This window comes from Hyphomonas sp. BRH_c22, assembly GCF_000961795.1.
Classification (GTDB): domain Bacteria; phylum Pseudomonadota; class Alphaproteobacteria; order Caulobacterales; family Hyphomonadaceae; genus Hyphomonas.
Genome location: NZ_LADU01000002.1, coordinates 1 through 12,049 on the forward strand (window position 1 = coordinate 1; position 12,049 = coordinate 12,049).

Genomic DNA, 12,049 nt, shown 5'->3' on the forward strand with positions numbered 1-12,049 from the left:
CGTCGCTGCTGCGCGCCGCCACCGCCGCCCGCGTCAGGAAATGCCCGCCGATCACATCGCCCGCGAGCTCCAGATAGGCCGTCGCCCCTGCCAGCGCCTTGTCCTGCTCGCGGCCCTTCATCTGGCCCATCATCCAGTCGCTCGCTTCGCGCAGGGCCTCGGCGCCTGCCCGCAACCGATCGGCAATCTGCACGAGCTGCGGATCATTGGTTGCCCGCGCGGCCGCTGCCGTCGCCTCGACCTCGCCCAGCATCACGCGCATCGACTCGCCATTCGACCCGCTCAGCTTGCGTCCGACCAGGTCGATCGCCTGGATGCCGTTCGTGCCTTCGTAGATTGGCGCAATCCGCGAGTCCCGGTAGAGCTGCGCCGCCAGCGTCTCGTTCATGAATCCCATGCCGCCATGCACCTGCACGCCGAGGCTCGCCACCTCGACCCCCATGTCCGTCGACCAGGCCTTGGCGATCGGCGTCAGCAGGTCTTCACGCAGTTTCGCCGCCGCGCGCACGTCGGCATCCGGCGCGGCCTCGGCCAGGTCCGCCGCCACGGCGCAGGCGTAACAGATCGAACGCGCCGCCGCGACGCGGGCCCGCATCGTGGTCAGTGAACGGCGCACATCCGCATGGTGCAGGATCGGCGCGGCCCCTTCGACACCCTCCACCCGGCCCTGCTTGCGCTCCTGCGCAAACGCAAACGCCGTCTGGTAGGCGGCCTCACCCACCGCCACGCCCTGCACGCCGACACTCAACCGGGCGGAATTCATCATCGTGAACATGCAGGCGAGGCCCTTGTTCGGCTCGCCGATCAGCCAGCCCTTGGCATCGTCATATTCCATCACACAGGTCGGCGAGGCATGGATGCCCAGCTTCTTCTCGAGGCCGATGCATTTGACACCATTGCGCTCGCCCGGCGTGCCGTCAGCCTTCAGCAGGAATTTCGGCACCAGGAACAGCGATACGCCGCGCGAGCCGGCGGGCGCATCCGGCAGGCGCGCCAGCACGAGGTGCACGATATTCTCGGCCACGTCATGGTCGCCCCATGTGATATAGATTTTCTGGCCACTGACCGCATAGCTGCCATCATCATCCGGCACGGCCTTTGTCTTCAGCGCGCCGACATCGCTGCCCGCCTGCGGCTCGGTCAGGTTCATCGTGCCGGTCCAGGTGCCGGATACGAGATTGGGCAGATAAGCGGTCTTGAGATCATCGGAGCCATGCGCCAGCAGCACATCGACGGCACCGAAACTCAGCATCGGACACAGGGCGAACGCCATGTTCGCGCCGTGGAACATTTCCATCACAGCCAGCGACAAGGCCTTGGGCAAGCCTTGCCCGCCCCATTCCTCCGGCGCCGTCAGCCCCATCCAGCCACCGTCACGGAACGCTGCATACGCTTCGGCAAAGCCCGGCGCCGCCGTCACGCCATCCTCCGTCAGCACGGCGCCTTGCGAATCGCCAATCTGGTTCAGCGGCGCCAGCACGTCCCGCGCCAGCTTGCCAGCTTCTTCCAGGATCGGCATCACCAGTTCAGGATCATAAGCCTCAAGCCCCGCAAGGCCTTCCAGACGCTTCAGGCCGGCAACGGCCTCGAGCGTAAAGGCCATTTCATCAAGGGGCGCATCATAAGGCATCAGGCCGGTCTCCGGATTGTGAATAGTTGTTATTCGGGATAAGCAGTTACAGCGCCGTCGGCCATGGTCCAAGTAGAAACCTGTATTGCCAATCCGCAACCCAACTCCCAGGAGATACCTTCATGCGCCTTATCCTTGCATCCGTTTCCACGCTCGCGCTCGTCGCGTGTGGCGCCCCTGCCGCCCCCGCTGCCCCCGCCGAAACTGCTGCGGCCCCGGCCGAAGTTACTCCAGTCGCCACCCCAGCCGAAGCGCCCGCTGCTGAAGTCAAATACGGCAAGGCCGCCACGTATAAACTCGACCCCACCCACGCCTCGCTGACCTGGCGCGTGAATCATATGGGCCTGTCGAACTATACGGCCCGCTTCACCGACTTTGATGCCACCCTGCAGTTCAACCCGGAGGATCCGTCGGCCACGTCTGTCACAGCCACAATCAACCCGGCCTCGGTCGAAACCGACTATCCCGGTGACTTCAAGGCAGGCCATCCGGACAGCCCGTTCGACAGCTTTGACGAAGAGCTCAGCGGCAGCGAAACCTATTTCAATGCCCCGCAGTTTCCGCAGATCACGTTCCAGTCGACAGGCATCACAACGACCGGCCCGGATACCGGCACTGTCACGGGCGACCTGACTTTCCTCGGCGTGACAAAGCCCGTCACACTCGACGTGAAATATAATGGCGTTGCCAATTTCCCCTGGGCGCCTGAAGTCGACAATATCGGCTTCTCGGCCACCACGACGCTGACACGGTCCGATTTCGGTCTTACGGCCGGCACGCCATACGTCGGTGATGAAGTGGAAGTGATCATCGAAGCTGAATTCGGCGAAGTCGTCGCACCAGCCGAAGCGCCAGCAGACGCTGAATAGGCGGCCGGAATACCAGCACATGTTCAAACACAGCACATCTCGCTACACGGCCGTCGCGATAGCCCTTCACTGGGCTATCGCAGCGCTCATCATCTTCATGATCTGGCTTGGCTGGAACATGGAAGAGAATGAAACCCGCTACCAGCTGCACAAGTCGATCGGGATCACCATCCTGCTCCTCACGGTGGCGCGTGTCGTGTGGCGAATGCTGAACCCGCCGCCAGCCCTGCCAGCAGACATGAAGCCGCTCGAGAAAACCGCGTCGCACTATGTGCATGTCGGTCTCTACGCCCTGATGATCCTGATGCCGCTGCTTGGCTGGGTCCTTGTCTCGGTCTCGAAATTCCAGGTTCCGACGGTCCTGTTCGGCACGGTCAGCTGGCCGAACCTGCCATTCCTGTCGGGGCTTCGCGGCAATGAACTGGTTCACGCGATCATCGAAACCCTGCATTCGAAGGGCGCATGGGTCATCATTGCCCTGCTCGCCCTGCATGTGGCCGGCGCCTTGAAACATGAATTTTCGGCAGAGGAAGGCGTCCTGAAGCGCATGATCCCCGGCCTGTTCGGCAAGACCCAGCCACCCGCCGCACCGGCGCGGGGTTTCTTCATCGCCTTTGGCAGCGCAGCGCTGCTGTTCGCCCTGATCGCAGCAGGCCCCGTCCTGGCGCAATCCGGCGGCGTGTCAGGCAAAAGCGCGCCTCCCCCGCCTGAACCGGAAGCAGCCGTCGCCACCAGCGAGACCGCCGCCGCAGAACCCAACTGGACAGTCGACTATACCAAATCCGAGATCCGTTTCTCGGGCACGCACGAAGGCAACGCTTTCTCGGGCACGTTCAAGGACTGGACGGCGGACGTCGCCTTCTTCCCGGATGCCGTCGAGACGTCCGATGTCCGCGTGCAGGTCCAGACCGGCACGGCCACTACCGGCAAGAAACTGTATAATGACAGCCTGCGGGCACCCGAATGGTTCGACGTCTCGAATCACCCCGTCGCCACGGTCCACCTGACTGATTTCGCCAGAACCGACACGGGCTACACCGCCACGGCCTCCATGCGTCTCAAGAACCAGACAGTCACCACCCCGCTCACCTTCACGCTGGACATCAAGGGCGACGTCGCCACGCTCAGTGGCGAAGCCCGTTTCGATCGCAAGGTCCTCAATATCGGCCAGATCTCGGACCCCAATGCCGAATGGGTCAGCGACGAAGTCACAGTCACCGTGACCGGCGAGGCAACCCGCAAATAGGTTCCGCGCAAGGCAGGGCAGTGCTAAAGGCGCGCCAATGATCGCTAGAGTGCTGCCCCCGACACAGGAAACCATCGCCCGTGCTGCAGACATCCTGCGTATGGGCGGCCTCGTCGCCATGCCCACGGAAACCGTCTACGGCCTCGCCTGTGACGGCACGAATGCCGACGCCGTTGCGGGCCTGTACGAAGCCAAGGGCCGCCCGCGCTTCAACCCGCTGATCGCGCATGTCGCCTCGCAGCAAATCGCCGAGCGCGAAGCGGTGTTCAGTCCGCTCGCCCGCAAGACCGCCGAACACTTCTGGCCGGGCCCGCTCACGCTTGTCCTGCCGGTCGCGAAAACCGGCAAGGTCTGCGACCTCGCCCGCGCAGGCCTGGACACGATCGCGCTGCGCCGTCCGGCCCACCCCGTGGCACAGGCCCTGCTGGAAAAGTTCGGCGACCCCCTCGTTGCGCCCTCGGCTAACCGGTCAGGCCATGTCAGCCCGACCACGGCCGAACATGTCCGCGCAGACCTCGCGGGCCGCGTAGGCCTGATCCTCGATGGGGGGCCATGCGAGCGCGGACTGGAATCGACAATCGTCTCCTTTGTCGGCGATACACCCGTCCTCCTGCGCGCAGGCGCCATTGCCACTGCTGACCTGGAAGCCTTTCTCGGCCAGCCCCTCGCCCGCCTGGACACAAATGCCGGCATCAATGCCCCGGGCCAGCTCAAGAGCCACTACGCCCCCCGCGCCAGCCTGCGCCTCAACGCCGCGACGCCTATGTCCGGCGAGGGATTTCTCGGCTTCGGGGACCATTGCCCCCGCAGGGACAATCTCTCCCCGACCGGCAACCTTGCCGAGGCGGCGGCCAACCTGTTCGCCATGCTGCGCGACCTCGACTTCCGCTATGAGCGCATCGCCGTCGCCCCCATTCCCCAGACCGGGCTTGGCGAAGCGATCAATGACCGCCTCGCCCGCGCCGCGCATCGCGACTAACCCCCTGACACCCCTCTCGCGCCCCCTTGCCCGCTCTGCTAAGCCACCTTCATGCACCCCGCCCGCCCCTTCCTCGAGACAGGCATCGCCACGCTGGTTGCGCGGGCGCGCGCCCATCCTTTTGCACTGGTCTGCGTTGCTGACGGAACACGCGTTCACGCCGTCCACGCACCGGTCCTGCTCGACGAAACGGATGGCGCGCCCGTGCTGCGCTTCCACCTGTCCGCTGCAAATGCGGCAACGTCTGCCCTGATGGCGGGAAGCAACGCGCTGATCGTTTTCACCGGTAACCACGCCTATGTGTCGCCGGACTGGTACGGCCAGGACGACGAGGTCGGTACATGGAACTATCTCTCGGTCGAAGCCGAAGGCCCCGTCACGCATCTGGACGACGCGGGCGCGACAAGGCTGCTCGACGACCTGTCCGACCTGTTCGAGGCGGGTCTTTCCCCCAAACCGGCATGGACACGCGCCAAGATGACGCCCGGCCGCTTCGAGGCCATGCTTCCCGGCATCCGCGCCTTTTCCCTGACCCCCACGCGCTTTGAAGGCATCACCAAGCTCAGCCAGAACAAGCCGCCATCCGCTCGTCAGGGCGTCATCACGGCACTCTCCGCCTTCGAAGACGGTATCGCCATCGCCGAAGAAATGCGAAAACACCAGCCATGATCCGGCCACCCACCGGAAGACCGCTGCCGGAGACGCGATGACAGAGTACCTTGTTGCCATTCACCACCCAGATGACTACGACCCGGCCGTCGCCGAGGACGAAGCCATGTCCCGCGGCATCGACGCGCTCAATGACGAGATGGTGGCTGCGGGCGTCAGGGTTTTCGTGGGCGGACTGCACCCGGCACGTAACGCCATGTCACTGCGGGCGCAGCCGGATGGTCAGGTGCTCATCGCGGGCGGACCATACTTGCAGACCAGCGAGCATGTGGGCGGTTTCTGGGTGCTGGACGTCGCTGACCTCGACGCGGCGCTGGCGTGGGGGCGCAAGGCCGCCGTGGCCTGCCGCGCGCCGGTCGAAGTGCGCCAATTTCACTGACCGAGGACCCTCACCCGTCATGACCCAGATCCCCGCCACCTTCCTCGCTGCCGCCAAGGACCTGCTCGGCTCCAAGGGTTGGAGCGACGATCCTGAGCGCCTCAAGGCCGTTGCCACCCCCTGGCGCGGCGCCTTCACGGGCGAGACCCCCTTCCTCGCCCGCCCCGCCAGCACGCAGGAGGCGGCCGCACTCGTGAAGCTCTGTGCCTCCCACCACGTCGCAATGACACCGCAGGGCGGCAATACCGGCCTCGTTGACGGCGGCACGCCTCATGGCGAAATCGTCGTCTCCATGGGCCGCATGAATGCGGTTCGCTCCATCGACCCGTTCAACAACTCGCTCGTCATCGAGGCTGGCGCGCCGCTGGTGACCGCCCAGGCCGCCGCCGAGGATGCCGGGCGCCTGTTCCCGCTCTCCCTCGGCTCGGAAGGCACCGCCACGATCGGCGGCCTCATCTCCACCAATGCCGGCGGCGTCGCCGTGCTGCGCTATGGCATGATGCGCGACCTGATCCTCGGGCTCGAAGTCGTCATGCCGTCGGGCGAGATCTGGGACGGCCTGTCCGGACTGCGCAAGAACAATACAGGCTACGACCTGAAACACCTCTTCGCCGGGGCTGAAGGCACGCTCGGCCTGATCACTGCGGCCACACTGAAACTCTTTCCCCAGGTCCAGCGTGCCAGCGCCTGGGTCTGCTGCGACAGTGCCGGCGATGTCGTCGCCCTGCTCGCGCTCGTCCGCCAGCATGCCGGCGACACAGTCACCAGTTTCGAGATCATCCCGGCGGGCGCCGTCGACATGGTCATCGCCGACGTGCCCGGAACGCGCGACCCCTTGCCCTCCGCCCTGCCTTGGCGCGTCCTGATGGAAGTCTCGATGGTGGACGAGGCCCATGCCCGCGCCACGCTCGAAAAGGCGCTCGCTGCCGCCTTCGAACAGGATCTCGTGAAAGATGGCGTCGTCGCCAGCAGCAAGGCGCAGGCCCAATCCTTCTGGCACATCCGCGAAACCATCCCCCTCTCCAAGCGCGCCTATGGCACGGCGGTCAACCAGGACATTGCCGTTCCCGTCAGCCGCATTCCCGCCTTCATCGAAAGCTGCAATGCGGCCGTGCTCGGCATCGTCCCGACCGCCGAATTCGTGATCTTTGGCCATGTCGGTGACGGCAACCTGCACTATTCGGTCTGCGAACCGGAGGATGCCGATACCCCCATCCTCAAGGCCCATGTCGCCGAGATCACCCGCGTCGTGTTCGACCAGACCATGGCGCACGGCGGCTCGATCAGCGCGGAACATGGTGTCGGCCGCCTGAAGCGCGACGAACTGGCCCGCCTGCGCCCGCCCGCAGCTACCGACGCGATGCGCGCCATCAAGCGCGCACTCGACCCCCTCGGCATCATGAATCCGGGCCGGGTAGTCTCGGTTTAACCTCCCGGTAACCAAACTTTCCGAATGGCTAATCAACGCAGAATGCGGAGCAGACTTGCATGGCCTGGTATACGGATCTTCGGGACACGCGGCTGTTCTCGCCCGCCGAACGCGACTTGACGTCGCGCCGCCTGCTGGACCTGCGGGCGCGCCTGAAATCCGCGCTCCCGCACGGCGTCCCCCGCAAGACCAAGGATGCCTCGATCATCATCGGCACCTGGAACCTGCGCGATTTCGACAATAACAAGTTTCGCCACGGCCCGCGCCGCCGTGAAAGCCTGTTCTATATCGCCGAGATCCTCTCGGCGTTCGACATCTGCGCCCTTCAGGAAGTGAACGAAGACCTCGGCCCCCTGAAACAGGTGATCCGCCTCATGGGGCCGGGCTGGGACTTCATCGCCACAGACGTGACCGTCGGCGCCTCCGGCAATCGCGAGCGCATGGCCTTCATCTACAACAAGGACAAGGTGCGCTTCCGCAATATCGCCGGTGAGATCGTCCTGCCCAAGCATGCCTTGCTGCCGGATGAGCAACAGTTTGCCCGCACACCCTTCATGGTCTCGTTCCAGGCGGGCTGGTTCAAGTTCTCGCTCTGCACCGTGCACATCTATTTCGGCGAGGACGGCAAGGACACTGAAGGCTACCAGCGCCGGGTCAAGGAAATCGAGTTCATTGCCAAGGAAATGGCCGACCGCGCCGAACGCGAAGACGAGAACTTCATCCTGCTCGGCGATTTCAACATCAAGAACACGGTCGATGAGACAATGCAGGCGCTGACCAAGGCAGGCTTCCAGCTGCCGCCAGAGCTTTTCCCGTCAAACCTGCTGGGCACGAAATATTACGACCAGATCGCCTTTCGTACCCGCAAGGACGAAGTGACCTTCCTGTCGGCCGGCGCGTTCAACTTCGCCGACGTGCTGTTCAAGCCGGAACATTATGACCATTACGCCCCCGTCCTGCCCGCGCGCCACCGCGACGTCGACGCGTCCGGCGCCCCGCGCGACCGCGGCAAGGACAAGGACTATTATTCCAAACGCTGGCTGACCTGGCAGATGTCCGACCACCTTCCGCTCTGGGTCGAACTCGCCATCGACTTCTCGGACGAGCACCTGCTCAACAATCTTGATGACACGTTCGCTGCGGGCGATGTGCCCGCACAAGTGGAGTACACGGACGAGACGGAACCAGCGGTTTCACTGCCTGCGCCCGCCGAACCTGTCGGGAAGAAACGCTGGACGCGCAAGCGCAGGCGCCCCCACGTGGCCGCCAAGGAAAAGACCGGCACCCTCGCCCCCGCGTCCCGGATGACGCTTGGCGAAGCCTGGCGCATTTTCAAATGGGTGGCGTCCGGCAAGGCCGATGCATTCAAGCAACGGCAGAAGAGCCAGAAAAAAGACAAGAAATAACCAGGCTTACCTGACGCCTGCCGGGCCCGGAACCGCGCTTATGGCCTCGCCCGCAACAGCCGCCCGTCCAGGTCTTTCATATCCGGCACGCCCAGCAGGGCCAGCAGGCGGGCCACGTCTGCCGCAAGAATGTCCAGCGCCCGCGTGACACCCGCCTCGCCGCCTGCTGCCAGCCCGTAGAGGCACGCCCGCCCCAGCGCCACGCTGGTCGCCCCCTGCGCGATCAGTTTCAGCACATGGCTGCCCCGCCTCACGCCGCCATCGGCGATCACTTCGATCCTGTCCGTGACCGCCGCGCGGACGTCCGGCACCAGGTCCACCACCGGAACCGACGTGTCGATCTGGCGGCCGCCATGGTTTGATAGCCACACCACGCTGGCCCCGGAATCCACCGCCTTGCGTGCATCCTCTGCGGTACTGATGCCTTTCACCGCGAATGGCCCGCCCCATTCCTGCGCCATCCATTCGGCGTCCTTCCATGTCATCGTGCGATCAAACAGCTCGTTGATCACGCCCATGACATCGCGTCCACCCGTGTCCACACCCTGAAAGTTCGCCGGCCCGATCTTGGGTGAGCGGGCCAGATCGAACAGGTAGCCGGGGCGCGCCAGCGCCTGCGTCGCCGTCTTGACGTTCACGGACGGAGGAATGGAAAAACCATTGCGCGGATCGCGCTCGCGCTGCCCGGCCACCGTCGCATCAACCGTCAGTACACAGCCCGTATAGCCTGCCGCCTTGGCCCTCGCGAGAAAGTCGCGCACCAGGCCGCGATCCTTCCAGACATAGACCTGAATGATCTTGGGGATCGTCGGCGCGGCCTTTGCAATGTCTTCAATCGTATGGCTGGCCAGCGTCGATACGGAATAAGGCACACAAGCCGCTTGCGCCGCGCGGGCCGTCGCCAGCTCGCCCTGCATCGGGTGAAACAGACGCGACGCCGCCGTCGGTGACACAAAGAAGGGCTGCGCGCTCGGCTGGCCGAACACAAGCGTTTGCGTCCGGATCGCCGATACATCCACCAGCGAATTCCACACCCATTCGTAATCGCAGAACCGGTCCACCGACCGCCGCAGCGTCAGCTCGTCCTCGGCCCCGCCATCGATATAGTCGAACACCATGCGCGGCAGGCGCTTCCGGGCCAGTGTCCGCAAATCATTTATATTGATCGCCTCAGCCGCTCTCATGTCACCCTCCCCCCCGGTTCAGCGCCGCCCGAACAGGCGCTCAACGTCCGCCAGCTTGAGCTCCACATAGGTCGGGCGCCCGTGATTGCACTGGCCGGAATGCGGCGTCGCCTCCATCTGGCGCAGCAGCGCGTTCATCTCCTCACCCGTCAGGCGCCGTCCGGCCCGCACCGATCCGCGGCACGCCATGTTGCCCATGACTTCCTCGAACCGCTCCTTCAGCGCCAGCCCGGCATCATACTCCGCAAAGTCATCCGCCAGGTCGCGGATCAGGCCAATGGCATCCATCTCGCCGAACAGGGCCGGCGTCGCCCGCACGCATACCGCGCCAGCGCCAAACGCTTCAATCTCCAGCCCCAGCTCGGCCAGCTCGCCTGCCCGCTCAAGCACGCGCGCCGCCTCGTCCTCGGTCAGCTCCACGACATCCGGTATCAGCAGCGCCTGCCGCTTCACGCCGCCCGCCGCCATCTGGCGCTTCATGTCCTCATAGACCAGCCGCTCATGCGCCGCATGCTGGTCAACGATCACGATACCATCGGCCGTCTGCGACACGATATAGGTTTCGTGCAGCTGCGCCCGCGCCACGCCAAGCGGAAAGTCCGCCTGCGGCGCATCCGGCACGTATTCCACCCGCGCCGTGGGGGCATCGCTATAGTCATAAGGCTCCGACGGCGCTTCGGCATGGCCCCTGCGCTCATACGTTTCGGCCCGCTGGATGGGCGCAACATGCCCTCCGCCGGACCCTGCCCGCGACTGGAACAGCGCACCCGTCGGCATCGGCGCCTCCGGCCTTGCCCGGCCAAGCGCAAACCCAGCCACGGTCGTCGAGGCCCGGTGCCCCGCCGCCGCCAGCGAATGGCGCAGCGCGCCGATCATCAATCCCCGTACATTCCCCGCATCGCGGAAACGCACTTCCGTCTTCGCCGGGTGCACGTTCGCATCGACATATTCCGGGTCGAGATCCACGAACAGGGCCGCCATCGGGTGCCGGTCTCGCGCCAGGAAGTCCTGATAGGCCGCGCGGATGACCCCGTTCAGCATCCGGTCCTTCACCGGGCGGCCATTGACGAACATGAACTGCATCTGGGCATTGCCGCGATTGAGCGTCGGCAGGCCGGCAAACCCGGTCAGCCGCACCCCCTCGCGTTCGGCATCAATCGCCACGGCATTGTCGCGGAAGTCGCGCCCCATGATCGCGCCAAGGCGCGCCAGCTGCCCGTCTTCGCCCTCCGGTTCGGCCGCATGGCGGAACAGGCTGCGCCCATTGCTTTCCAGGCTGAACGCCACAGTGGGGTTGGCCATGGCCAGCCGCTTGACGACATCGGACACGGCCATCGTCTCCGCCCGTTCGCCCTTCATGAATTTCAGCCGCGCCGGCGTGGCATGGAACAGGTCGCGCACCTCGATCCGCGTGCCCGTCTCGCCCCGCCCGGTGAAGGCGGCCGGCCGCGGCCCCTCGATCCGCCCCGCCTCGACGAACACGTCGGCCGCATCTTCTCCCGCCGCCCGCGAGGTCAGCGTCATCCGGCTGACCGATGCGATCGATGGCAGGGCCTCTCCCCGGAACCCCATCGTGTGGATGTTCAACAGGTCGACCCGCCCGTCTGCGCCCGGCGACAGCTTGGACGTCGCATGCCGCTCCAGCGCCACCAGAAGGTCGTCAGCCGACATGCCGCATCCGTCATCCTCGATGGTGATGCGCTTCAGGCCGCCCTCTTCAATGGCAATTGCCACACGCGCCGCCCCGGCATCGAGCGCGTTCTCGACCAGTTCCTTCACGGCGGCGGCAGGGCGCTCCACCACTTCGCCAGCCGCGATGCGGTTGACCACATCGGGCGGCAACCGGCGGATCTGGGGCTTCGGGCGAACGGAATCAGGCATGGAACAATAGTAGACCAGCCCGCAGGCTTTGTCGCGGGCAGCATCAGTCGTGCAATGTGTCGCGAGCCCGGACGGTTGCAACGGTCCCGGCGAAGGCACACAATGGGCTGAGACCCGTTTGAAAAGGATTCTTGCGTCATGCCGCCACTGCTCAAGTCAGCCGCCGCGTTTTCCGTCATTGCCTTCCTGACCGCTTGTGGCGGTTCGGGCACAGAGGCCGAAACTCAGAGCACACCTGCAGCCACCACGCCGGCGACAGAAGCGGCGCCCGCCCCTGCCGCAACGCCTGTCGCGGATCCAGTCGCCACGCCCGCTGCTGCACCAGTCGGCGAACCGAACGCCGAGTTCGCCAGCCTCCCGGCCCCTTACAACACCGC

General features: G+C 65.2%; 10 protein-coding genes and 1 pseudogene. 8 read left to right on the plus strand and 3 right to left on the minus strand.

Annotated elements, in window-relative coordinates:
- Positions 1–1,630 (minus strand): acyl-CoA dehydrogenase (locus tag VR74_RS00060; RefSeq protein WP_045693331.1); only part of this gene is annotated, 1,630 nt, incomplete at its 3' end.
- A gap of 122 nt (positions 1,631–1,752) precedes the next feature.
- Between VR74_RS00060 and VR74_RS00065 the strand changes: the two genes are divergently transcribed.
- The 7 genes from VR74_RS00065 to VR74_RS00095 are packed head-to-tail and all read left to right on the plus strand — an operon-like array spanning position 1,753 to position 8,607.
- Positions 1,753–2,499 (plus strand): YceI family protein, encoded by a 747-nt coding sequence (locus tag VR74_RS00065; protein ID WP_045693333.1) that lies wholly within the window; start codon positions 1,753–1,755, stop codon positions 2,497–2,499.
- 19 nt (positions 2,500–2,518) lie between these two features.
- On the plus strand, positions 2,519–3,745 hold the full coding sequence (locus VR74_RS00070) for a cytochrome b/b6 domain-containing protein (RefSeq protein WP_045693334.1): 1,227 nt from the start codon (positions 2,519–2,521) through the stop codon (positions 3,743–3,745).
- A gap of 37 nt (positions 3,746–3,782) precedes the next feature.
- Positions 3,783–4,724, plus strand: a complete 942-nt coding sequence (locus tag VR74_RS00075; RefSeq protein ID WP_045693336.1) for an L-threonylcarbamoyladenylate synthase — start codon at positions 3,783–3,785, stop codon at positions 4,722–4,724.
- A 51-nt stretch (positions 4,725–4,775) separates the two neighbouring features.
- A complete protein-coding gene (locus tag VR74_RS00080; RefSeq protein WP_045693337.1) occupies positions 4,776–5,393 on the plus strand; it encodes an FMN-binding negative transcriptional regulator in 618 nt (205 codons plus the stop codon).
- A 37-nt stretch (positions 5,394–5,430) separates the two neighbouring features.
- Positions 5,431–5,772, plus strand: coding sequence for a YciI family protein (locus VR74_RS00085; protein WP_045693339.1), 342 nt, complete (start codon positions 5,431–5,433; stop codon positions 5,770–5,772).
- Positions 5,773–5,791: 19 nt separating this feature from the next.
- On the plus strand, positions 5,792–7,201 hold the full coding sequence (locus VR74_RS00090) for an FAD-binding oxidoreductase (RefSeq protein WP_045693340.1): 1,410 nt from the start codon (positions 5,792–5,794) through the stop codon (positions 7,199–7,201).
- Between the two features lie 59 nt (positions 7,202–7,260).
- Complete coding sequence (locus VR74_RS00095; RefSeq protein ID WP_299949194.1) at positions 7,261–8,607, plus strand: endonuclease/exonuclease/phosphatase family protein; 1,347 nt, start codon at positions 7,261–7,263, stop codon at positions 8,605–8,607.
- Positions 8,608–8,645: 38 nt separating this feature from the next.
- Here the strand turns inward: VR74_RS00095 and VR74_RS00100 are convergent, their stop codons facing one another.
- On the minus strand, positions 8,646–9,791 hold the full coding sequence (locus tag VR74_RS00100; protein ID WP_045693342.1) for an alpha-hydroxy acid oxidase: 1,146 nt from the start codon (positions 9,789–9,791) through the stop codon (positions 8,646–8,648).
- Positions 9,792–9,809: 18 nt separating this feature from the next.
- Positions 9,810–11,672 carry a DNA mismatch repair endonuclease MutL gene (gene mutL / locus VR74_RS00105; RefSeq protein ID WP_045693344.1) on the minus strand — a complete coding sequence of 621 codons (1,863 nt, stop codon included), beginning with the start codon at positions 11,670–11,672 and terminating at the stop codon, positions 9,810–9,812.
- Positions 11,673–11,810: 138 nt separating this feature from the next.
- On the opposite strand from mutL, the pseudogene VR74_RS00110 reads away from it, so the two are divergent.
- Positions 11,811–12,049, plus strand: a pseudogene (locus VR74_RS00110) (hypothetical protein); the annotation flags it as partial.